21 protein-coding genes and 2 riboswitches are annotated in these 24,294 nt (G+C 30.9%); of the genes, 5 read left to right on the top strand and 16 right to left on the bottom strand.

Annotated elements, in window-relative coordinates; genetic code table 11:
* Positions 1 to 3: 3 nt before the first annotated feature.
* The 7 genes from C7U54_RS09885 to C7U54_RS09855 all read right to left on the bottom strand — a co-directional run bounded on the left by C7U54_RS09885 (position 4) and on the right by C7U54_RS09855 (position 8,403).
* Positions 4 to 990: an ABC transporter ATP-binding protein gene (locus C7U54_RS09885; protein ID WP_107030190.1), complete on the bottom strand. Its 987-nt coding sequence runs from the start codon at positions 988 to 990 to the stop codon at positions 4 to 6.
* Positions 980 to 1,993 (bottom strand): ABC transporter ATP-binding protein, encoded by a 1,014-nt coding sequence (locus C7U54_RS09880; protein ID WP_022001688.1) that lies wholly within the window; start codon positions 1,991 to 1,993, stop codon positions 980 to 982. The genes C7U54_RS09885 and C7U54_RS09880 overlap by 11 nt, the downstream gene beginning before the upstream one ends.
* A gap of 14 nt (positions 1,994 to 2,007) precedes the next feature.
* Positions 2,008 to 2,877 (bottom strand): ABC transporter permease, encoded by an 870-nt coding sequence (locus C7U54_RS09875; protein ID WP_022001689.1) that lies wholly within the window; start codon positions 2,875 to 2,877, stop codon positions 2,008 to 2,010.
* A gap of 1 nt (position 2,878) precedes the next feature.
* On the bottom strand, positions 2,879 to 3,811 hold the full coding sequence (locus C7U54_RS09870; RefSeq protein WP_022001690.1) for an ABC transporter permease: 933 nt from the start codon (positions 3,809 to 3,811) through the stop codon (positions 2,879 to 2,881).
* A gap of 84 nt (positions 3,812 to 3,895) precedes the next feature.
* A complete protein-coding gene (locus C7U54_RS09865; RefSeq protein WP_107030189.1) occupies positions 3,896 to 5,491 on the bottom strand; it encodes an ABC transporter substrate-binding protein in 1,596 nt (531 codons plus the stop codon).
* A gap of 221 nt (positions 5,492 to 5,712) precedes the next feature.
* On the bottom strand, positions 5,713 to 6,474 hold the full coding sequence (locus C7U54_RS09860) for an SDR family NAD(P)-dependent oxidoreductase (RefSeq protein ID WP_107030188.1): 762 nt from the start codon (positions 6,472 to 6,474) through the stop codon (positions 5,713 to 5,715).
* Positions 6,475 to 6,486: 12 nt separating this feature from the next.
* A complete protein-coding gene (locus C7U54_RS09855) occupies positions 6,487 to 8,403 on the bottom strand; it encodes an NAD(P)/FAD-dependent oxidoreductase (RefSeq protein ID WP_107030187.1) in 1,917 nt (638 codons plus the stop codon).
* 156 nt (positions 8,404 to 8,559) lie between these two features.
* On the opposite strand from C7U54_RS09855, the gene C7U54_RS09850 reads away from it, so the two are divergent.
* The 3 genes from C7U54_RS09850 to C7U54_RS09840 all read left to right on the top strand — a co-directional run bounded on the left by C7U54_RS09850 (position 8,560) and on the right by C7U54_RS09840 (position 12,544).
* On the top strand, positions 8,560 to 9,147 hold the full coding sequence (locus C7U54_RS09850; RefSeq protein ID WP_107030186.1) for a TetR/AcrR family transcriptional regulator: 588 nt from the start codon (positions 8,560 to 8,562) through the stop codon (positions 9,145 to 9,147).
* Between the two features lie 40 nt (positions 9,148 to 9,187).
* Positions 9,188 to 11,038, top strand: a complete 1,851-nt coding sequence (gene abc-f / locus C7U54_RS09845) for a ribosomal protection-like ABC-F family protein (RefSeq protein WP_107030185.1) — start codon at positions 9,188 to 9,190, stop codon at positions 11,036 to 11,038.
* 87 nt (positions 11,039 to 11,125) lie between these two features.
* On the top strand, positions 11,126 to 12,544 hold the full coding sequence (locus C7U54_RS09840; protein ID WP_107030184.1) for a glycoside hydrolase family 1 protein: 1,419 nt from the start codon (positions 11,126 to 11,128) through the stop codon (positions 12,542 to 12,544).
* A gap of 108 nt (positions 12,545 to 12,652) precedes the next feature.
* Here C7U54_RS09840 and C7U54_RS09835 read toward each other — a convergent pair whose 3' ends face one another.
* Genes C7U54_RS09835 through C7U54_RS09825 form a run of 3 tightly spaced genes read right to left on the bottom strand, consistent with a single transcriptional unit; the run spans position 12,653 to position 15,637 of the window.
* Positions 12,653 to 14,086 carry a prolyl oligopeptidase family serine peptidase gene (locus C7U54_RS09835; protein WP_107030183.1) on the bottom strand — a complete coding sequence of 478 codons (1,434 nt, stop codon included), beginning with the start codon at positions 14,084 to 14,086 and terminating at the stop codon, positions 12,653 to 12,655.
* Positions 14,087 to 14,140: 54 nt separating this feature from the next.
* Positions 14,141 to 14,977, bottom strand: a complete 837-nt coding sequence (locus C7U54_RS09830) for an AraC family transcriptional regulator (protein WP_107030182.1) — start codon at positions 14,975 to 14,977, stop codon at positions 14,141 to 14,143.
* Between the two features lie 42 nt (positions 14,978 to 15,019).
* Positions 15,020 to 15,637: a YczE/YyaS/YitT family protein gene (locus C7U54_RS09825; RefSeq protein WP_107030181.1), complete on the bottom strand. Its 618-nt coding sequence runs from the start codon at positions 15,635 to 15,637 to the stop codon at positions 15,020 to 15,022.
* A 97-nt stretch (positions 15,638 to 15,734) separates the two neighbouring features.
* Between C7U54_RS09825 and C7U54_RS09820 the strand changes: the two genes are divergently transcribed.
* A complete protein-coding gene (locus C7U54_RS09820; RefSeq protein WP_107030180.1) occupies positions 15,735 to 16,508 on the top strand; it encodes a LysR family transcriptional regulator in 774 nt (257 codons plus the stop codon).
* A 5-nt stretch (positions 16,509 to 16,513) separates the two neighbouring features.
* On the opposite strand, the gene C7U54_RS09815 is transcribed toward C7U54_RS09820, so the two are convergent.
* Positions 16,514 to 17,881 (bottom strand): alanine/glycine:cation symporter family protein, encoded by a 1,368-nt coding sequence (locus tag C7U54_RS09815; RefSeq protein ID WP_107030179.1) that lies wholly within the window; start codon positions 17,879 to 17,881, stop codon positions 16,514 to 16,516.
* Positions 17,882 to 17,930: 49 nt separating this feature from the next.
* Positions 17,931 to 18,017: riboswitch (glycine riboswitch) on the bottom strand.
* Positions 18,018 to 18,092, bottom strand: a riboswitch (glycine riboswitch).
* Between the two features lie 80 nt (positions 18,093 to 18,172).
* Between C7U54_RS09815 and C7U54_RS09810 the strand changes: the two genes are divergently transcribed.
* Positions 18,173 to 18,592, top strand: a complete 420-nt coding sequence (locus C7U54_RS09810) for a VanZ family protein (protein ID WP_107030178.1) — start codon at positions 18,173 to 18,175, stop codon at positions 18,590 to 18,592.
* A gap of 20 nt (positions 18,593 to 18,612) precedes the next feature.
* Here the strand turns inward: C7U54_RS09810 and C7U54_RS09805 are convergent, their stop codons facing one another.
* From C7U54_RS09805 to C7U54_RS09785, 5 genes are all read right to left on the bottom strand, one after another.
* The gene (locus C7U54_RS09805; protein ID WP_107030177.1) at positions 18,613 to 20,691 is read right to left on the bottom strand and encodes a glutamine synthetase III family protein; all 2,079 of its coding nucleotides are present in this window, start codon (positions 20,689 to 20,691) and stop codon (positions 18,613 to 18,615) included.
* Between the two features lie 145 nt (positions 20,692 to 20,836).
* Entirely contained in the window at positions 20,837 to 21,373 is a 537-nt protein-coding gene (locus tag C7U54_RS09800) for a hypothetical protein (protein ID WP_022002568.1), read from the bottom strand.
* Between the two features lie 148 nt (positions 21,374 to 21,521).
* Complete coding sequence (locus C7U54_RS09795; protein WP_107030176.1) at positions 21,522 to 22,826, bottom strand: PTS sugar transporter subunit IIC; 1,305 nt, start codon at positions 22,824 to 22,826, stop codon at positions 21,522 to 21,524.
* 239 nt (positions 22,827 to 23,065) lie between these two features.
* Positions 23,066 to 23,779: a GntR family transcriptional regulator gene (locus tag C7U54_RS09790; RefSeq protein WP_107030175.1), complete on the bottom strand. Its 714-nt coding sequence runs from the start codon at positions 23,777 to 23,779 to the stop codon at positions 23,066 to 23,068.
* A gap of 100 nt (positions 23,780 to 23,879) precedes the next feature.
* Positions 23,880 to 24,284 (bottom strand): family 4 glycosyl hydrolase, encoded by a 405-nt coding sequence (locus tag C7U54_RS09785; RefSeq protein WP_241522607.1) that lies wholly within the window; start codon positions 24,282 to 24,284, stop codon positions 23,880 to 23,882.
* Positions 24,285 to 24,294: the final 10 nt, after the last annotated feature.

Raw genomic sequence — 24,294 nt, 5'->3', positions numbered from 1 at the left:
CTTTTACTTTTTATCATATAAATGACATGCGCAGAAATGACCTGGTTCTACTTCTTTAAAATCGGGTCTCTCTGTTTTACAAATATCCATTACTTTCGGACATCTTGTACAGAAACGACATCCTTTTGGTGGGTTGGCTGGACTTGGCACATCGCCACCTAAGATTTGTTTATCTTCAATTCTTTCTTTTCCGATTCTTGGAATTGCTGAAAATAATGCTTGAGTATAAGGATGTAATGGTTTGGCATAAAGTGATTCTGTATCAGCCATTTCCATCATATTACCTAAATACATAACCCCTACTCTATCAGCAATATGTTTTACAACACTTAAGTCATGGGAAATGAAGATATAAGCAATACCCATTTTTTCTTGTAATTCATTTAATAAGTTAATGATTTTTGCTTGAATTGAAACATCTAATGCTGAAACAGGTTCATCACAAATAATCAATTTTGGTTGTAAAGCAATTGCACGGGCAATCCCAATACGTTGTCTTTGTCCTCCTGAAAATTCATGAGGATAACGATACATGTAATCTAAGTTTAAACCAACTTGTTTCATAACTTCCACAACACGTGCATCACGTTCTTCTTTTGTTTTATAACATTTAGCGATATCAATTGGTTCAGCAATAATATCTTTAACTGTCATACGTGGATTTAAAGAAGCATAAGGATCTTGGAAAATCAATTTGATTTTATCACGTGCTTCTTGTAATTCTTTACCTTTTAAGCTTGTAAAATCTTGACCATCTAAGATAACCTTTCCTTCAGTTGGTTCAATTAGACGGATTACACTTTTACCCATTGTTGATTTACCACATCCTGATTCACCAACAATCCCAAAAGTTTCTCCTATTTTAACATCAAAGCTAATATCATCTACCGCTTTAACAACGCTTTTTTTACCTCTTAAAGAAGATGATTTAATAGAATAATATTTCTTTAAGTGTTCTACTTTTAATAAAACGTCTTGATTATTTTCCATTTTCTACATCCTCCTTATTCCATCTTTCATGATATTTCCAACAACGAACTAAATGGTTTTCACCATGTTCCATCATTGCTGGACATTCTTGATGACAGATTTCTTTAGCATGTTTACAACGTGGTGCGAAGAAACATCCTTTTGGAAGTTCATAAAGCATTGGTACAGAACCAGGAATAACTTCCAATTCTTCTTGATCATCGCTATCGATATCAGGGATTGATCTTCTTAGACCAATAGTATAAGGATGTAAAGGATTTTTAAATAAATCTTCTACATTTGTATATTCTACGATCTTACCTGCATACATAACGATTACATTATCTGCCATTTCTGAAATAACACCCATATCATGTGTAATTAATAATACGGCTGTATTTAATTCTTTTTTCATTTTATTAATTAATTTTAAGATTTGTGCTTGAATAGTCACATCTAATGCTGTTGTAGGTTCATCGCAAATCAATAATGATGGATTACATGAAAGTGCCATCGCAATCATGATTCTTTGTCTCATCCCACCAGACAATTGATGTGGGCAAGAAGCAAATACTTTTTCAGGCATTGGAATACCTACAAGTTTAATCATTTCTAAAGCACGTTCTTTAGCTTCTTGTTTACTCATTTTTTCATGAGTTAAAACAGCTTCCATAATTTGTTTTCCAACAGTAATAACTGGATTTAAAGATGTCATTGGCTCTTGGAAAATCATTGAGATTTCTTTACCACGAATATCTCTCATTTCTTTAGGAGATTTCTTTAATAAATCTTCCCCTTTATACATAATTTCACCAGCAGTAATTTTACCTGGAGGAGATGGTATTAATTGCATTAATGATAAAGCTGTCATACTTTTACCACAACCAGATTCTCCAACAACTCCTAAAGTTTCTCCTGGTTTGATATTAAAACTTACTTCTTGTACAGCAGGAAGCGCTCCACGATCTGTAAAGAAGGTAATACCAAGATCTTTGACTTCTAATAATTCTTTATTTTCACTCATATCTTTTCCCCTTTTTACGATCTTAATTTTGGATCAAGCGCATCTCTTAATCCATCACCTAACATATTGAACGCTAATACTGTAATAATAATAGCTAACCCTGGAATTACTGAATAGTATGTTGCACTACGAATATATGGTTGTGAAAAACTAATCATTGAACCCCAGCTTGCCATTGGTGCTTTAACACCTAAACCTAAAAAGCTTAATGATGCTTCTGACATAATTGCATTTGGAATACCTAATGTTACAGTAACGATTAATGTTGATAAACAGTTAGGTAATAAATGTTTCATAATAATTCTAAAACTATTTCCACCGCTGACTTTACATGCATCGATGTATTCCATCTTTTTAAGACGCATAACATCCCCACGGATAAGTCTGGCTGTTGAAGCCCAACCTAAAAGGCCAAGCGCTAAGTAAAGGTTAATTAAACCTGGTCCTAAAACGAACATGATTGCCATCGCAAATAATAAGAATGGAAAAGATGAAAATACTTGAATTAAAAATGAAATAACAGAATCTACTTTTCCACCAAAATATCCGGCACAAACACCCATCGTATACCCAATAACTGTCGCAATAATTTGTGAAATGATACCAACACTTAAAGAAACACGGCATCCATAAATAATTCTTGAAAAAATATCTCTTCCTAAATCATCTGTACCAAACCAATGTTGTCCGCAAGGTTTCATTAAACGATCTGTAAGAACTTGTTTGTTTGGATCATAAGGAGCAATCAATGGTGCAAATAAAGCAATTAAGCATAAAAGAATAACGATGAACAAACATACCATTGCTACTTTATTTTTCTTGAAAATGTTCCAACTGATTGACCAATAACTTTGATATGTTTGATCTTTTTTCTTTTTAAACATTTTATGATGACTCCTTTCCTAAACGAATTCTTGGGTCGACTACTGTATAAAGTAAATCAACTACTAAATACATAATGACACAAATAACCGCAATATACATCACGCCACCTTGGACGATTGGTAAATCACGTGTATTAATACTATCTACTAACATTTTTCCAATTCCCGGAATTGAAAATACAGATTCTACTAAGACAGATCCTGTTAAGATGTTTCCTAAATCAGATCCTGCAATTGTAATAATTGGAATTAACGCATTACGTAAAGCATGTTTAATTGTAACAACCCAACCTTTTAAACCTTTAGCTTCAGCTGTACGGATGTAATCTTGTGATAAAACATCTAACATACTTGTTCTTGTAATACGAGCAATACTTGCTGCATATCTTGTACCTAAGGCAATACCTGGTAAGATAAATGATTTAAAACTATCAATACCTGATAAAGGTAATAAATTAAATTTCAAACAGATAACAATTTGTAAGATGATAGCAATCCAGAATGCGGGAGCTGAAATACCAAATACAGAAATTGTCATTAAAGCTGAATCAACCCACTTACCATGATTAACGGCAGCCACAACACCTACTACTATTCCTAAAACAACAGCTAATATATAAGCAATACCAGCAAGCTTAGCCGTTACTAAAAATGAACTTGTTAAAATATCAATTACTGGTTTATTTTGGAAATATGATGTTCCAAAGTTTCCTTGAAGCATATTTCCTAACCAGCTGAAATATTGAATATAAATTGGTTGGTCTAATCCCATTTCATGTGTAACACGTGCAATCGTTGCTTGATCAGCGAACTCACCTAACATGATTTCAACTGGATTACCAGGCACAATGTTTAACACAAAGAATGTGATTAACGAAATACAAAAAACGACACCAATAGCTTGTAATACACGTTTTAGTAAATACTTCGTCATATTTTTCCTCCTTTTTCCTACAATAAATATATGGAATGCATTGCTGCATTCCATATATGATTAACACTTATTTAATTTCATTTACTATTTTTTAGATAAATCAATATCAATGTTATATAAATGATAAATTAAGTTTCCTAATTTAGCATTTTTTACATATGGTTTAGCAACAAATTGTAACTTACCATAATATAATGGAATTGTTCCATAATCATCACGAGATAAGATATAATCTGCTTTTTTGTATAATTCAACACGTTTATCAGAATCATTTGATTCTCGAGCTTCTTTCATTAATGAATCGAATTCAGGATTATTGTAGAATACACCTTTTCCTACAGCGTTTTCTGAATAGTAATAAGTATACATTTGGTTATCAGCATCTGCATATAATGGGAACCAACCAAGAACTGTAGCTTGTAATTCACCAGCAGCTCTAGCTGAAGACCAAATACCTGCATCAATTGTTTCTACATTCATAGTAATTCCAGCTTCTTTTAAGTAAGCTTGTAATGCAGTAGCGATTTTTTCTTCTTTTTGTCTAACTTTGCAAGTAAATGTAGGGTTTGAAATACCTGCATCAGCTAAAACTTGTTTAGCTTTTTTAACGTTATGTTCATAAGTTTTTAATTTGTCATCATGACCTGGAACACTTGGATTTAAGAATGATGAAGCTGGTTCAGCAGCACCATTTAATACAGTACTACATAATTCTTTACGGTTAATAGCTAATGAGATTGCTTCTCTAACTGCTTTATTACTTAATACTGGATCATTATCTTTAATTGATAAGAAATATGTACCTAATGGAGTTACTTGAGTAATTTCATCTTTTAAATCACTATCTTTATATTGATCTAATAATGAAGTATCTAAGTCACACATATCAATGTTACCTTGTTCATATTCCATCATTTTTGTACTTGCATCATCAATATAAACAATTTCTAAACGATCTAAGTTAGCTTTTTTACCATGATATTTTTTATTTGGTACCATTACAACTTTAGTTTGTTCATCATTTTCTTTAATTACATAAGGACCAGTACCAATTAAGTTAGTTCCTTTACCCCAGTTTTCACCAGCAGCAGCACATGCATCTGAAGGATAAATTGAAGCATAGTCCATACCTAAGTTAGCAATAAATGGCGCAAATTTGTAATCAATATGTAATTTAAAAGTGTAATCATCAACTGTTTCAAAACCACTTAATTCAGTAGCTTTACCATCTAACATATCTTGAGCACCAGTAATCATGTTGTACATATATGTATTTGTACATCCTGTTGCTGGTGTAAACATTCTTTCGAATGTATATTTAACATCTTCAGTAGTTAAATCAGAACCATCTGAGAATTTAACACCTTTTTTAAGTGTAATTGTATAAGTTAATCCATCATCAGATACCTCTGGCATATCTTTAGCAAGAACACATTCTTCTTTATTATCATCATTCCAACGATATAATCCCTCTAATACGTTGTCAGCAACAGAAGAAGCCCCTGAGGTAGTGTTAGTTTGCATATCTAAACCAACTTTTGGATTAGATTGACCAAAGCGAAATACTTTTTCGCCACTTTCTGTACTTTTGCTTGAGCTACTTGAACCACCACATCCAGCTAAGGATACAGCCATTGCAGCAACAGCAAGAACAGATAAAGATTTCTTTAATAAGTTCATTTCCCTTTCCTCCTAGTTTTAACAATTCCCTACTTAAACTTTTTTAAAGTACCTTTGTATTATATCAAAGGGCTTTCTTTATTTCAACAGAATATTGCATTTTTGTATACAATTGAACAATTATCTAATTTCATACCTTATTATTTTATGTTTTTTCACAAAAAATGTTCTTGTTTATGCAAAAAAACAATATCCAATCCACATGGATATTGTTTTTCATTTTAAAGCATACTTGTCATTCCACCATCTATAACAAGTAATTGTCCTGTTGTATAAGTACAAGCGTCACTTGCAAAATAGATAAGTGCTCCGTTCATTTCACCTTCACGACCAAATCTCTTAAGAGCTACTCTGTTTTTTAAAACAAGAGAACCTGGTGCATCTAAAGCATCATGTGTCATTTCTGTATCATAGACACCTGGTGCAATCGCATTAACAAGAATACCATAAGGTGCTAGATCTCCTGCCATGGCTTTTGTAAGGTTAACAACCCCACCTTTAGCCGCAAAATAACTTACTTGAGCAGGTCCAGCTTGAATACCACCAACCGATGAAATATTAATAATTCTTCCATATTTTTGTTTCATCATAATAGTTGAAACTTCTCTTGCCATGAGGAAAACACCTTTTAAATCTGTATCTAAAACTTTATCCCATTGGGCTGTTGTATGATCATGAAGACCACTTGAGTATTCAACAACACCAGCATTATTTACAAGAATATCAATTTTTCCAAAATGATCGACGACAGCTTTAACCGCATTTTTAATACTTTCTTCATCTGTAACATCACATGAAACAGGTAAACAATCATGTCCATTTTGTTTTAATTCTTTAGAAAATTCTTCTAATCTTTCTTTTCTACGTGCAAGGATAGCGACATCGCATCCTTGTTCACTTAATGCTCTTGCAAATTGTTGTCCAAGCCCACTTGAAGCTCCTGTAACAACCGCTACTTTCCCTGTTAAATCAAAACTAATCATCTTTAATATCTCCTATTCCATCACACGGATTGCATGATATCCCTCATGAATTGCAGTTAAAATTTTTCTTGGTGCAACAGCATCTCCAATAACAGCAACTTCATCATATTTTTCATCTAATAAATCTTCTAATTGATTATTAGGTCTAAATCCAACAGCATTTAAAACAGTATCACATTCAAGCGTCATTGTTTGTCCATCTCTTTCAAATGTAACACTTGTTGGTGTAATATTTGTTACTTTAGCGTTTGCTTCTACTTTAACACCACGATCTTTAACCATTTTTCTTAAATGTTGATCATTATTTAAACAATGGTTCGCTGTAAATAAGATATCTGGACACATTTCAACTAATGTGACATCTCCATCTTTTCCTGCAATATCACAAGCTGCTTCAGTACCAGCAAGTCCAGCACCGATAACAACGACTTTTTTACCAACTGTTGCTTGATGTGTTAAATAATCACTCGCAAGAACTGTGGTATCAATACCTGGAATTGGTGGCATAGCAGGAGTTGAACCAGCAGCTAAAATAACTTTGTCATAATCTCCTTCAAGATTGTCTTTAGTAATAGGTGAATTTAAATGAATATTCACATCTAGTTTTTTACATTGTGTTTCTAAGTATTTAATTAATTTTAAAACATCCGCTTTAAAATCAGGACCACCTGCAGGCCATAAAGTTCCACCTAATTTATCTTCTTTTTCATATAAATCAACATCAAAACCACGGCGTTTTGCAGTAATGGCAGCCATCATGCCAGCTGGACCTCCACCAATAACTAATACATTACGTTTTTGACCATTTGGAAGTGGTAAAGCATAAGCTTTTTCTGCATAACATAATGGGTTTACCGCACAATAGTAGTGTTTTCCACTAAATCCAGCAAGTAAACATTCATTACATCCAACACATGGAGCGATATCTTCTTCATGATGTGCTTTGACTTTTTTAGGCCAATATGGATCAGCTAACATTTGATGAGCAAGTCCTACATAATCTAAAATACCATCTTCAACAGCTTTTTTAGCCACTTCAGGATCTTTTAAATTACCATCACCTAATACTGGAACACTTACAATATCTTTAATTGCTTTTTGTACATCTAATTTATATCCTTCTTTACTATAAACAGTAGTGATTGCTTGGAACCATTCTTCATAACATCCAGTATCAACATGTAAAGCATCAACCCCTGCTTCTTCTAAGATTTTAGCCATTTCAATACCTTCATCAATGGTTCTAAAGCCTTCTACTCTTTGATGTGGTGTAAATTTAACAAGCACTGGCATTGTATCTGGAACATTCTTTTTAATTGCTTCAATACATTCCAATGTAAAACGCATACGATTTTCAAGTGTTCCACCATATTCATCTGTTCTATTATTCCATTGAACAGAATGGAATTGATCTAATAAATATCCTCCATACGCATGTAATTCAACGCAGTCCGCACCAGCATTTACAGCAAGTGAAGCACTGTACCCTACTTTTTCTACTAAATAATGAATATCTTCTTTTGAAAAAGGTTTACAAATTAAATCTGGGAACCAGAATGCACCTACACTACCCGCACTATAAGGTGGTGTAAAAGGATCAGTAAATTGTTGACGTCCTAAACCTGGTGATAATTGTACACAGACTTTTGCACCATAAGCATGACATCTTTCAATTAACATATTTAATCTTTCTACATGATGGAAATCAGAAAGTTCTGTACATGGTCTTGGTTCATATTTTGTCGAAACAACGTTAGCACCTGTAATAATTAAACCAGCGCCACCTTTTGCTCTTTCTTCAAAATAATCAATACCTTCATTACAGTAAGCTCCATCAGCTTCTCCTGTCGTTCCCATAGGTGACATGAAAATTCTGTTTTTTAATTTCATTTTTCCTATGTATGTCTTATCAAATAAACTCTTAGCCATTTTCTTTTTCCTCCTCTACCATAGTAAATGTTTATTTAACTCAAGTAAATTATATAACTGTAAAAATAAATGTCAACGCTTTCATTAAATAAAAGTGAATTTTTTAACAAGCATCTTTGCGTTAAATTATGGTATATTATTTTTAAGGAGAATTTTATGAAAATAACAAAAGAAAAAATATCACAAACAGCTGTTCAGCTTTTTTTAGACAAAGGTTATACCAATGTCACAATTCAAGATATTTGTAATGAATTACATATCACCAAACCAACTTTATATAAATATGTCAATAATAAGGAAGAACTTATTTTAGATCTTTATGATTCAACAATAGATCATCTTGTAAAAGACACGTATAAACTAGTTGATAGTGATAGTCACTATCAACAATTACTTATTGTCTTTTCTACATTAATTAAAGATACTAAAAAATATGGTTATGATTTATTTAGTCAAATGTTTATTGCGAATTTAAAAGAAAATCGTCATAGCTTTGATATGCGTGATAATCTTACAAAACTTTGTATCATTATTATAAAAAAAGCTCAAGAACAAAAGGAAATTCATAATTTATCTAATCCAGAGATTTTATATCAAGCTTTAGCACATACCTTTACAGGTCACGAAGCTTTATGGTGTATTAAAAAAGAAGAAAAGTGCTTCGATGAATCTTTCTATTTAAGTATGAATGCTTTATTAGAAGTGGATTCCACTTATCAAGATTTATACAAAGAATATTTGTAAACAACTTATTTTATTGATAGAATAGTCGAGGTGATGAAAAATGCTTATAGAATGTTCAAATATAAAGAAATCATTTCAAGGAATTGATTTATTAAAAGATATTAGTTTTAAAGTAGATGACCATGATAAAATTGCGATTATTGGTGTCAATGGAGCTGGTAAAACAACTATCTTAAATATCTTAATTGGTGAAGAAAGTTATGATAGTGGTGATTTATTTAAAAGCCGTGATTTAAATGTTGGTTATTTAAAACAACATCATGATTTAGATATGAATAAAACCATTTATGAATGTGCTTTAGAAGTCTTTGATCCGCTTATTCAAATAGAAAATCGTATGCGTGAATTAGAAAGTATGATGTCTTACGATCATAGTGAACAAGTTATGAATGAATATGATTCATTAACTCAAAGATTTAATGAAAAAGATGGTTTTAGTTATCCAAGTCGTATTATTGGTGTATTAAAAGGAATGGGCTTTGTGGAAGATGACTTTCAAAAATATGTCCATGAATTATCTGGAGGTCAAAAAACCAGACTTTGTCTTGCCAAGCTTTTATTAGAAGAGCCTAAACTTTTGGTTTTAGATGAACCAACCAACCATTTAGATAGTCAAGCTATTTCCTTTTTAGAAAACTATTTAAAGGGTTATAAAAATGCTTTGATTGTGGTCAGCCATGACCGTTATTTTATTGATGTTGTTTCTAATAAGATTATTGAAATAGAAAATGGAAAAAGTCACAGTTATAATTGTCGCTATGAAGAATATTCTATTCAAAAAAGAACACAACGTGCTATTGATTTAAAACACTATATCAATCAACAAAAAGAAATAAAAAAAATACAAGAAAGTATTGATACATTAAAATCATTCAATCGTGAAAAAAGTATTAAACGTGCAGAATCCAAAGAAAAACAACTTGCAAAGATTGAACGTATTGATCGACCAGAAAATTTACCAAGTGCCATCACTGTTCAATTTACACCAGCTATTGAATCAGGTTATGATGTTTTAAAAGTCACTGATTTATCAATGCGTTATGATCAAATGGTTTTTGAACACTGTAATCTTGATATTAAAAAAGGTGAGCGCATTGCGATTGTTGGGGAAAATGGCGTTGGTAAAACCACTTTATTTAAAGCTCTTGTAGGTCAACTTCCTATTGATCATGGAAAAATACGTTTTGGTAGTCACGTAGAAATGGCCTACTATGACCAAGAACATGAATCTTTAAACTATAACAAAACAATTTTTGATGAAATTAGTGATTGTTATCCACGTATGACTAATCAAGAAATTAGAAGTACCCTTGCTATGTTTAACTTTAGAGGCGATGATGTCTTTAAAGATATTGCCATGCTTTCTGGTGGAGAAAGAGGACGTGTTGTTTTAACAGAAGTTTTATTAAAACAAGCCAACTTCTTAATTCTTGATGAACCAACCAACCACTTAGACATTTCTTCTAAAGAAGTCCTAGAAGAAGCTTTAAAGAGCTTTGAAGGAACGATTTTATTTATTAGTCATGATCGTTATTTTATAAACAAAATTGCAACGCGTGTGATTGAAGTACAAAAAGATCAATGTCTTTCTTATAATGGTAATTATGATGATTATTTAGCTCAAAAGACACCTGTTGTAGAGATAACACAAAAAGTGGTTACCGAAGCAAGACAAAGACAGATCATTGATAAAAAAACAAAGAATGAAATTAAAAAGCTTGAAAGAACGATTGATTCTTTAGAAAAAGAAATTAATTCTTTAAAAGAGGAACTAACAAGTGAAGAAGTCATGAATAATTATAAAAAATATAATGAAATTACTGATTCTATTGATGAAAAAGAAATGGAATTAATGGAAATCATGGAAAAATGGGAACAGCTACAATCGTAACTGTTCTATTTTTTTCATATTTTAAAAAAAATAAATATATTTTTATAAATTATGTATAATACCATTGAATTTAAGGAGGATATATAAATGTTACACAAAACTTTAAAACCATTTCCTAAAGATTTCCTTTGGGGAGCAAGTACAAGTGCTTATCAAGTAGAAGGTGCTAGTTTAGAAGATGGAAAAGGTCCATCATGTCAAGACGTAAAAGTCGTACCAGAAGGAACTTCTGATTTAAAAGTCTGTGCTGATCAATATCATAGATATAAAGAAGATATCGCTTTAATGGCAGAAATGGGGTTCAAAACTTATCGTTTCTCAATTTCTTGGTCAAGAATTATTCCTGAAGGAACAGGAGCAGTAAATCCAAAAGGGATTGAATACTATAACAATGTCATCAATGAATGTTTAAAATATGGAATTGAACCATTAGTAACTATGTTCCATTTCGATATGCCTGCAGCATTAGATGAACGTGGATCATGGGGAAACAGAGACTCAATTGATTGGTTCTTAAACTTCGCAAAAGTTATGTTTGAAAACTTTGGTGATCGTGTTAAATATTGGTTAACAATCAATGAACAAAACATGTTAACTTTAGTTGGACCAGTTATTGGAACATTAATGATTCCTGAAGGATGTACAAATGTTTTAAAAGAAACTTACCAACAAAACCACCATATGTTAGTAGCACAAGCAAAAGCTATGGCTTTATGTCATGAAATGTTACCAGGTGCTAAAATTGGACCAGCTCCAAATATTTCATTAGTTTACCCAGCAAGCTGTAAACCAGAAGATGTTTTAGCTGCACAAAACTACAACGCTATTAGAAACTGGTTATACTTAGATATGGCTGTTTATGGTGTTTATAACAACTTAGTGTGGGCTTATTTAGAAGAAAATGATGCATGTCCTGAATTTGGCGAAGGTGACGAGGAAGCATTAAAGAGTGGTCATCCTGATTTCATCGGTTTCAACTATTATAATACTGCTACTGTAGAAGCAAGTGATGGAACTGAAAAATTAGATCCAGGTGCAGATCAACAAACTGCTCGTGGTGAAAAAGGTGTTTATAGAGGATATAAAAACCCTAACTTACCAACTACTGAATTCGGTTGGGAAATCGATCCTATGGGATTCAGAGCAACAATTCGTGAAATGTATTCAAGATATCGCTTACCAATGATCGTTACTGAAAATGGTTTAGGAGCTTATGATACTTTAACTGAAGATGGTAAAGTTCATGATCAATACAGAATTGAATATCTAAGAAAACACATCGAACAAATTCATTTAGCTATTTCTGATGGAGCAGAAATGATGGGATATTGTCCATGGTCAGCAATTGACTTAATTTCAACTCATGAAGGTATGGTTAAACGTTATGGATTTATTTATGTAGATCGTGATGAATTTGATTTAAAAACATTAGATCGTTATAAAAAAGATTCATTCTATTGGTATAAAAAAGTGATTGCTTCTAACGGAGAAGATTTAACTGACTAATAATTAAGTATTTTAAAAAGAAGTTTAACTTTGTTAAGCTTCTTTTTCTACTATTATAAAGCAAAAAATTACGAATTATTGCTTCGTAATTTTTTAGTAATATTTTAATTATTTTGTTATAGATTTTTTATTTTTATTGTGAATATACTCAGCCATTACAGCCATACTAATACTTCCTGTTACAACATATAAATAAACATGGTTTGTATCGCCTGTTTTAACTGCACTTGTTTTTTTAACAGGTTCATTTTTTATCGTATTTTCTACAGGTGTTTTTATTTCATCATTTAAAGATTGTTTAGCTGTCCATTGCCATAAATGTTCTCCATTATTTGCTGGCTCATTTTTAGCTGTATGAATCCAAGAACTATGTCCACCTGTTTCATATGTAGTTAATATAGCACCTTTATCTTTTAATAAAGTATAAACTCTTAATGCACTTTCTTCGTATTTAACTGTTGTATCATCTTTAGCTTGAATAACCCATGTTGGTATATTAATTGATTTTATCTCTTCATCTGTAATTATTCTACCTTCACCATATGTCTTTATGTTTTGTTGATCAATAGCTGGACATGTTGATACTACTGCAGCAAATAAATTTGGATTATGTACAACCATATCTAATGCCATATATCCTCCTGCTGAACATCCATAAGAATATATTCTATTTGAATCAATATTATTATTTTTTATAATATTATTAATCAATTTTGTTGAATCATCAATATTTTCTGACCATTCATGTGGAGTTTGAGGTGCCAATACATATGCTCCATTAAAAATATTTTGTGCTTCATCGCTTGCTAAAGCAACAGCTCCTCTATTTGCTTTTAATTGAGAAAGATTATTATAGTGCAATCCTCTAAATCCAGATTCTCCACCTCCATGAAACCATACTATAAGTGGGTGTTTATTCCCATCATTTGCATTATTAGGTGTATAAAATTGATATTTTAACCCATTTGATTCACCTGCGCTAAATTTATCAATTTCTTCATTTATGATTTTTTCATTTTGTAAAAATTGAATATTACTTAATTCACTTCCATCTTTTAATGGTAATCCTTCATTCAAAGTAATTGTATACTTTATATTCAATAAAGAATTACATCCTTTTAACGTTGTAAAATTTGCTGTAAAATCTAATGTGTTTTTCCCTTTTGTTTCTTTATTGGTCACTAAGTGTAAAATAATATTTCCATTTTTTTCTTCTACACTTTCAACTTCTCTTTCTTCATCATATAATCCACAATGTTGTAAACCAGATTGAGAATTAGGACCAAAAAATTCATTTTCAAGTTGACTAGAATATACTGTTGTTCCTGTTGCATGAACTTTAAACATATCTTTTGTTATCTTACTATGATCAATTTCTAGATTAGATGTTTTCAAAACAACAGAATCTATAGCTTCTCCATCATCATAAACTATAGAATGTAAATCAAAATTAACGTTTTGTCCATCTAATGCATAAACTGGAATAACTGCAAAAGAGAACAACAACATCATACTAAATAAATAAGTTGTAATTTTTTTCATGATACCCTTCCTTTCTATATTTAAAATATATAGAAAATAATAGATAAATTATATTTATTTAGTGACTTTCTCGTCATTAATATGTGACTTTCTATATTGTCCTGGTGTCAATTTAAATATTTTTTTAAAAGAATTAATGTATTGTGTTTCGTTAGAAAATCCTGTATTAAACGCAATATCAGTAATTGTTTTGTTATTCAATTCTAACTCAATTAGCGATTTATTTAATCTATATTGAGTTAAATAATCTTTAAATGAAATACCTATTTCTTTTTTAAAAAATCTTGAAAAATACTCTCTAGAATATCCAAAACGTTTTGCTACCTCATATACAAGCAATTCTTCATTATAGTGGTTATTAACATATTCTAATATATCTTTTGTCTTTTCTGTTTTAATCATTTTACGTTCATTTTTACAATTTTCGTATAAAAAAATTAACATTTCCAGTGTCACCATTAATATGTTCATATATTTGGTAGATTGATTACTTATATAAAAGCTATAAATATCCATCATATATTTTGTTATTTTCTTATTTAAAAACGGCTCGTCAATATTGAAATATATATTCTTAATATCAGGTATCATTTTCTTTAAAAATCCGTAATTTATATGCATTGTATATCCTACAATTTTTTCATCAAATTCTTTATATTGAGGTATAGAATAATGAATTTCTTCACAATTTGATATATTCACTTCATTCTTATAACGAATTCTTTTCACCCCATCATTAAAAAAAATAACTTTTCCTTCAAACACTATTGATAATTCTAAAGACCTATGCCAATGTCCTGTACAAATTTTACATGGGCTTTTTTTATGAGGACAAATACTTATAGGTAAATTATTCATTGTTTTTGTTATTTCATAATATATTTTTTGCATTTTCCCTCCGACTTAAAATTCAATCAATTGAGTTATTATTTTTTAATAGCATTTTTTATATGTCTTAAATTTAAAATTTTCTAAAACGCTTATTACACGCCCTATGTAGAAAGCTGAAAATACAGTTCCTATACCAACACCATAAATAGAACTATGACAAATAAGACAAATAATGATTGTTGCTAGAATCATACTAATATCAAAGATGTTCTTACATAAAGAATAAGGTCTATGGAAAACTTCTGAAATACTTAATACCAAACCATCAACAGGTGTCATAATTAAATTTCCTTTAATCATAAAATACACACCTATTGCACAACACGTATTCCCTATTAATAACACAAGGATTTGTGTATAAAAATTCAAATTTATTGTAGGTATTATGTATTGATATAAATCTACCAAAAAACCAAAAATAAAAGAAAACGGAATTTCTAAAATAAACTTCATACTGATTTTTCTTTCAAGAATCATTTGAATACAAACGAAGATTAAATAAAAAACAATATTTGCTTGTCCAAATGTTAGAAAGGTTAAAAAACTTACCGCATAAGGAAGTGTACTAAAGGCCCCTACTCCTAAATCAGATAATGTATTACATGTAATCCCTAAAACTAATATATTCATTCCTAATAAATAATATAAATATCTTTTCATATCATCCCTCTTTTCATTCTTATTTTATAAACCTCTTTAATAACTTTCCAATATTATTATTTCATATTATAATAACTATAAGTTATGAGGTGATTTTATGAATATTAGACAACTTCAATATTTTGTTGATTTAAGTGAAACACTTAATTTTACAAAAACAGCTCAAAATTTTTATATTAGTCAAACAGCTATTACTAAACAAATTCAGTGTTTAGAAGGTGATTTAGATATTCCTTTATTTCATCGGTCAAAGAAATCTGTTTCTCTTACAAGTGAAGGACAAGCATACTTGCCATATGCCAAGAAAATATTAGAGGATATTGATTTAAGTTATAAAGTCATAGAAGAATATCGAAGAGGAAAGCGTTGTACTTTTTCTATTGGTTTTATTAAATCATTAGATGATGAATTACTTTTAAACTTATTACAAAAAATAAAAGAAAATTACCCTTTGATTCATCTACAATATCAAGCTTATTCACGTTTAGAACTATTACATTTATTTAAAGAAAGAAAACTAGATGCGATTATTACTTTTGAATATCCTGAAATAAAAGATGAAAATCATCTTTTATTAAAAAAAGGTCATTTAAGAAAATATTACCATCAAGATTGTTCTCTAAATAATTTAAAACTTATCTATGATGTAAGACAAGAATCGCTAGAAAACTATGAAATCGAACAAACACTTTTAAAAGTATGTTTAAAAGAAGGATATGCTATTTTACATGATTTTATCGAATCAAATCAGTATTCTAAATATCTTCAATATCAAGATTTAGATATTTCCTCTCCCATTTCCTTCTACTACCATTTAAATTCTACGAATAAAATCTTACAAAACATTATTCAGCTAATAGAAAAAGGATAGCCTCGCTATCCTTCTATATTTGTTATAAATTCTATTTCTTGATCACATTCAAAATATTGTTCAGTTTCTTCAACAATTTCTTTTCTTAAACCAATTAAACCAATTAAGTTTGGAATTGCCATACAACCATTAACAATATCAGCTAAAACAAAGATAAATTCCAAAGACATAAATGGTCCAATTGTAATAAATATAATAAAAACAATTTTATAAATCTTTACTGCTTTTAATCCTTTAAGATAATACATACATCTTTCACCATAATAATTCCATCCAATAATTGTTGTAAAGGCAAAGAATACAAGACCAATATTGACAATATATTTACCAATTAATGGAATAAATAGTCCCACTGAAAATGCATGTGTTGTCATCGCTGCACCATCTAATCCTGTTGTATAAGATTGTGTCAACACGATAGCAAGACCTGTCATTGTACAAATAACAATCGTATCAATAAATGTCCCTGTCATTGAAACTAGTCCTTGTTCTACACAAGAATCTGTCTTTGCTGCAGCTGCCGCAATTGGAGCACTTCCAAGTCCACTTTCATTCGAGAAAATACCTCGACTAATTCCCTTTTGCATCGCAATAACCATAGTAATTCCAGTTCCTCCACCAAAAACTGCTTGAGGTCTAAAAGCTGATTTAATAATTAAAGCAATAGTACTTGGTAATACTGTAATATGTGACACAAGTATTAAAACAACCCCTCCAATGTATAAAACGCACATAAATGGAATAACTTTTTCTGCCACCGAAGCAATTCTTTTGATTCCTCCAATGGTAATAAAAGCAACTGCAATTGTTAGAAGAATTGCTGTTATGTAACGTGGAATGCTAAATGACATAGTAAGAGCATCAGAAATTGATTTTACTTGCGTAAATGTTCCAATTCCAAGTAACGCCACACTGACTCCAAAGAAAGCAAAAATTTTTGCAAGCAAAGGACTATGTAGACCTTTTTCTAAATAATACATTGGTCCTCCTGCAATCTCACCATTTTCATCTTTTTGACGATAACGAATTGCAAGTAACCCTTCGGAATATTTAGTAGCCATCCCAAAAAAGGCTGAAATCCACATCCAAAATAAAGCACCTGGACCACCTGCTGCAATTGCTGTAGCAACTCCGACAATGTTTCCTGTCCCTATCGTTGAAGAAAGTGCAGTACATAAAGCTTGAAAGCTACTGACATCTCCATCTCCTTCTTGTTTTTTAAAGATGCATTTAAAAGCTAATTTTAATTTTGTAAGTTGGATCAATCTTAATTTGAAGGTAAAGTAAATACCTGTCCCTAATAACAGACAAATAAGTGGTAATCCCCATACATAATCATTAATTTGTTTTAATATTTGTGTTAGTAATTGCATAAAAAAACTCCTCCTAATAAATTAGTCGGAATTAATAATGAAAAAATACTATTTAGCCACTGTCCTTTTACCTGAGAGTTTCACCCTAACGGGCTTGCTCCTTCGGTGTTCAATTGAATGAATCTCTCCAATGGTTCGTCCAATAGCGATCCTTTTACCTGAAATCTTTAATTCTTCGGTGTTCTTATAGAATCTCTTTCGCCATTATCATCCGATATACGTTTTCATTATATCAAATTGTATACAATTGTAAACATTTATTTTATAATTATTATTTGTTATAATGCAGCTATGAAGAAAAATAAATACTTAATACTTACAATTCTTTGGATGATTTTTATCTTTGTGATGTCACAAACTCCAGGAAATGATTCTTCTAAACAAAGTAATTTTATTGTGGATATCATTATTTACATACTTCCAATTACAAGAGATACCCTTTCCTTCATTGTAAGAAAATGTGCGCATATGACAGAATATGCCATTCTTGCATTTTTAATTTATAAAACAATTGTACATATTGAAAAATCATTAGTAAAATCATTCATTTTTACATTTTTATATGCTTGCACAGATGAATTTCATCAACTCTTTATTGCTGGTAGAGCTGGACAATTTAGGGATGTATGTATTGATTCTACAGGTGCACTGATTATGATTTTAATTATTTATATCATTAATAAAAGAAAGGACAAAAAAATCGGTTCATAGAACCGATTTTTGTATATATATTAAATACCAAATAATAAGTCTACATAAGTTGGAATTGGCCAATAAGAATCATCTACTAATTCTTCAATTGTATCAATTGTTTCTCTTAATGATTGCATAATACCGAAGACATCATCTCTCCACATAGTAGCAACTTCAAAGATTTCAGCATCATTATTTTGAGCTTTTGAGATGTTATCTTCTAATGTTGTTAATTTATCTTTAGCTTCTTGTAATAATGTTGCAAGTTTTGTTGCATCTTCAGTTAAGAATGCTGCTGGAATACCTGCTTCTTTTGCAGCAACAACTTCTGACGACACTTTAGCTAAATAATCACAAGCTGCTGGATAAATTTGTGTTTTAACCATTTTAACTGCAGTTAAAGCTTCAACTTGAATTGTTTTAATATAGTTATCTAATAAGATTTCATAACGTGAAGCGATTTCTACTTTTGTATAAACACCTTGACGATCTAACATATCAATATATTTTGGATCTTTTAAGCATTTCAAAGCATCAACAGTGTTTTTGTGGTTAGGAAGTCCACGTCTTTTTGCTTCTTCTTCCCATTCAGCTGAATATCCATCACCATTGAAGATAATTCTCTTATGTTCAGAAATAAATTCTTTAATAACTTCTTCAAATGATTTTCCACCTTCAATAGCATCAGCCATTTGTGTCATTTCTTCAGCTAACATAGAATTTAAAATTGTGTTAGGCCCAGCTACAGATTGTGCAGAACCAACAGCACGGAATTCAAATTTATTACCTGTAAAGGCAAATGGTGAAGTTCTGTTACGATCTGTATTATCTTTAGAGAAAGTTGGTACTACAGAAACACCTGTATCAAAACGTCCAATTTCTTCATGATCAGATTTTTTACCAGTACAAATATCTTCTACTACTTTATCTAATTCTTCACCTAAGAACATAGAAATGATTGCTGGTGGTGCTTCGTTAGCTCCTAAACGATGATCGTTTCCAGCAGAAGCAATTGACATACGTAAGATTTCAGCATATTCATCAACAGCTTTGATTGTACAAGCTAATGCAGCTAAGAATGGTTTATTTTCTTCAGGATTTTTTCCTGGATTAAATAAGTTGATTCCTGTATTAGTAATTACTGACCAGTTATCATGTTTACCAGAACCATTAACTCCAGCAAATGGTTTTTCATGTAATAAACAACGTAAACCATGTTTTTTAGCGATATCTTGAGCAATTTGCATTAATAAATGGTTGTTGTCTGTCGTAATATTTACTTTTGCATAAACACAAGCAACTTCATGTTGTGCAGGTGCAACTTCGTTATGTTTTGTTTTAGATGGAATCCCGTATTTCCATAATTCAGCATCTAAATCTTTCATGAAAGCCGCAACTTTACGTTTTAAAGAACCGAAGTAATGATCTTCTAATTCTTGTCCTTTTGGTGCCATAGCTCCAAATAAAGTTCTACCAGTTAATTTTAAATCCATACGTTCTTGATAATATTTATCATCAACTAAGAAATATTCTTGTTCAGCCCCTACTGAAGCAGAAACTTTAGTTACCCCTTCAACCCCAATTAAAGGTAACAAACGACAAGCTGCTTTACTTAATGCATCACATGATCTAAGTAAAGGTGTTTTCTTATCTAATGCTTCCCCAGTATATGAACAGAATAACGTTGGAATATATAATGTTCCATCTTTAACGAATGCAGGTGATGTACAATCCCATGCTGTATATCCTCTTGCTTCGAAAGTAGCTCTTAAACCACCTGATGGAAATGAAGAAGCATCAGGTTCTCCTTTTCTTAATGTTTTCCCACTAAATTCTAAAACAGCTTTTGACCCATCTGGTTCTAAGAAAGCATCATGCTTTTCTGCAGTTAATCCTGTCATTGGTGTAAACCAGTGAGTAAAATGTGTAGCTCCATGTTCAACTGCCCAAATTTTCATTGCATTCGCAATAACAGTTGCACATTCTTTTGATAATTCTTCGCCTTTATCAAGCGATTCATGGAATGCTTTATATGTTGATTTAGGAATTCTTTCCTTCATAACATCATCAGTAAAAGCTAGGCATCCATAATCTTCAACTAACTTGTTAAATTCCATCTTTGTATCCCCCTTATTTAGTATATAAATTATCATTTATATGATGTCATTATACAAACGAAAATATAGGTTGTCAACAACTATTACAAAGTTTTTATCATTTTGATAATTTTTTATTTATTTTATACAAAAAAAGAGCTGCATACTATTGAGCAGCAGTTCTTTTAGCTTTCTTTTCTTCTTTTCTTCTTTTCTTTTCCCATTTACGATGAGTTTGGTTATATTCTTCAACTTGACAGTGAATTCTCTTATTTGAATGAACAACAGCATCCACAAATCCCATTTGATCTTTTGGAGCAACTGTTTGACGAGTTCCATCATCCATATAGATTTCATATGAATGTGCATTTGTAATGATCTTTGTCATTTTAGCGATTGGATCTGTAATTGTTTCACAGTTCATTAAGTTAATTTCTTTTGTTTTTCCAATTCTTCTATGAATTTCTAAAGTTCTTCTTTTTACAACATATTTATAAGGTCTATATCCAAATAAATACCCAATAGCAATGACACCTAATACAACAACCGCAGGTAAATCACTAAAATTACCCGAAACAATCATATACACCACATAGATTGCATAAAATACACTAAAGTATGCAGCAGGTAAATTTAATTGAACTTTAAATTCTTTTTCAAATGGTGTTAATTCCGCATTTGATTCGACTTTTTTTGATTCCATAAAAACCCCTCTTTAATTCTATACTTTCAATATTTAATAAATATCAATTTTCTTTAATAAAGTCAACTCATATTCATTAAATATTTTTTTAAAAAATAAGGGACGGGGAATCCCGCCCTTATTCATTATCTTATTTAATTTATCAATATTAAGCTTCTGCAGCTTGTTTGTTTTGATATTTTTCGTAAGAGATTAAGAATGGTACATAGATAACTGTTGAAACAACAATTAAGATTGCTTGAGTTACTGCACCCATTACGTTAGCACCACATGCTAAGAAACCAAATACGATTGGTGGACATGTCCAAGGTACTGTTAAACATGCAACTGGACAGAATCCGATAACTGTTAATACATAACCAATAATGATTGTGACTAATGGAGCAACTACGAATGGAATACCTAAGATTGGGTTTAATACCATTGGAATACCAAATGTAACTGTTTCATTGATGTTGAATAAACCTGGAACTAATGATAATGTAGCGATTGCTTTATTATCTTCACGTTTACCAAAGATCATGATTGCGATTACTAAACCGATAGTAACACCTGAACCACCAAATTCACCACACATTTGTAAGAAATACATATTGATGATATTTTTTGGAGTTTGATGTTTATTGAAAGCTTCAACGTTTTCAAGCGCTAATGGAGTAAATAATGCTTCTTTTACTGCAGATAACATGTTATTACCATGAATACCTACTAACCAGAATAACATGATTACTAAATAGATAATCATAACACCTGGGATTGTAGCACCTACAGCTCCTAAAGGACCTTGGATACCATTTTTGATAACATCATTTAAGTATAAACCAGTTAAGTTATAACATGCTGATCCAATACAAGCAGTGATGATTAAAGTAATAGTAGCTGGTACTAAAACTTCGAATGCACGAGCAACTCCTGGTGGAACTTGTTCTGGCATTTTAATTTTTAATGCATCTTGTTTTTCGAAGAAGCAGAATAATTCTACAGATAATACACCAATGATCATACCAGTGAATAAACCAGTAGCTCCTAATTCGTTACCAGCAATACCAGTGAAAGCTTCTTTAGCTCCGTCTACCATGTGTGAAGTGTTTGTAACTGATAACCATGCAGCTAAACCTACTAAACCTGGAATATAACCAGCTCTTTCAGCTCCCATGTTCCAAACACCGATTTCTTGGGCGATACCAAGAGTGATACCAACTGTGATACAGCTGATTGTACAGAAGTTAACGGCTTGGAATGCAGGATTTAAGAAATCTAAAGCCATGATTGGTTTGAAGAATAATCCTAAACCTGTTTGGTCGTTAACTAATACGTTACACCATAAAACCCCAATTGCCCCAGCGATTGTTAAAGGCATGAAGTTTTGGAACGCATTTTTAATTGCAGATAAATATTTGTTTTGACCGCACCATGCACCAGCGCGACCTAAGACATCCGCCATTTTGTCCATAAATTTTTCCTCCCTTAAATATTTTTTTGACACTAATAGTATAATCTATTATGCAAATAAAAGTCAATGGTTTTTTAAATTAAAAGTACCATACTTTTAATTTTAAAAAACATATTTTTTTAAAAAATCCGCATAAAATAAGGATTTTTCAAGGTTTAAAAAGCCGGTATTTTTCTTGAATTTTTTTGTAAAAAAAAGAAAACGCTATCATTTTAATAGCGTTTTTGATGTGTTTTTCACTATTGAACAGTAACAGTTTGAAGTTCGAATTTATTGTAATGATACCTTGTAAATGAATATTCAAAGATAATCCCACTACTTAAATAAGCTGTCTGTTCTACCTCAATATAAGGTTCATATTCTTTTAATCCTAATTGTTCTTGTTCCAGTGGACTTGATAAATGTGCACGAATTGTTTTATGAGAACTTTGAATCTTTAATTTTAACTCTTTTTCTATATACTGATAAATCGAGCCTTTTAAATGTTCCAATTTTAGATTTGGAATAATTGAGATGGGCATATATGTAATCTCTAGACAATACGGCAAATCATCCACTACTCTTTTTCTAATAATATGATAGACAAAGGATCCCTCTTCTATTTGTAATTTTTTAGATATATGTTCATCGCTAGGAATAACAGAAAACTCGATAATTTCACTTTTTAAATCCACTTTTCCATCTAATTTTCGTGTTAAGCCTAATCCTGATTGTTTAAGTTGTGTGGCATCTTCTGAAGAAGCATCATAATCTTTAACAAAAGTACCTGCTCCTCTTCTTCTTACAATTAAACCTTCTTTGACTAATATATCTAATGCTTTTTTCATTGTTTCTTTATTACAATGGTATGCAACACATAATACATATTCATAAGGGAGTTTTTGTCCATATGTATATTTCTTATCAAATATTTTACTTCTAATATCATCTGCGATATCAATATATTTAACCATAGACTATCCCTCCTACCATATCTAAAAATACCATACTTTTAATTAATTTGCACGGACTTTTTAACAAGAAGATTATTTTTGTGTAAAAGAAAAAACAATCCTAAGATTGTTTAAACTGTGGTAAATAGTCTTTATGCGCTTCAATAAGTTCATCAATAACAATATTAGCATCATGATCAATTTGACATAACAGATTCATATTTAAAGCTGTTACAGCTAAATCTCTATTTCCAGTAACCGCTGCTTCACAAACCATTCTTTCAAAAACTTTCATCATATGCACATAACCACTAATTGGTAATTTTAATTCACCTGTTGCAATTGGTTGAGGTCTATATTTCTTTTCCAATATTTCCTTTTTGATTCTTTCTTTATTGTTTTGAAAATACGTATGAATTTCATAAACGATCATTTTATCAACTCCCGCTACACCCTTATTACGCTTGACCCTCTTGACTGCTTCATTTAGATTTTTATCATCTAATATCACTTCAATTAATCTCATGTTGTTTCTT

Origin of the sequence: Faecalibacillus intestinalis, from assembly GCF_003024685.1 — a bacterium.
GTDB lineage: Bacteria > Bacillota_I > Bacilli_A > Erysipelotrichales > Coprobacillaceae > Faecalibacillus > Faecalibacillus intestinalis.
Note: the sequence above shows the minus strand (reverse complement) of the source record. Positions and strands in the feature narration are given on the sequence as shown.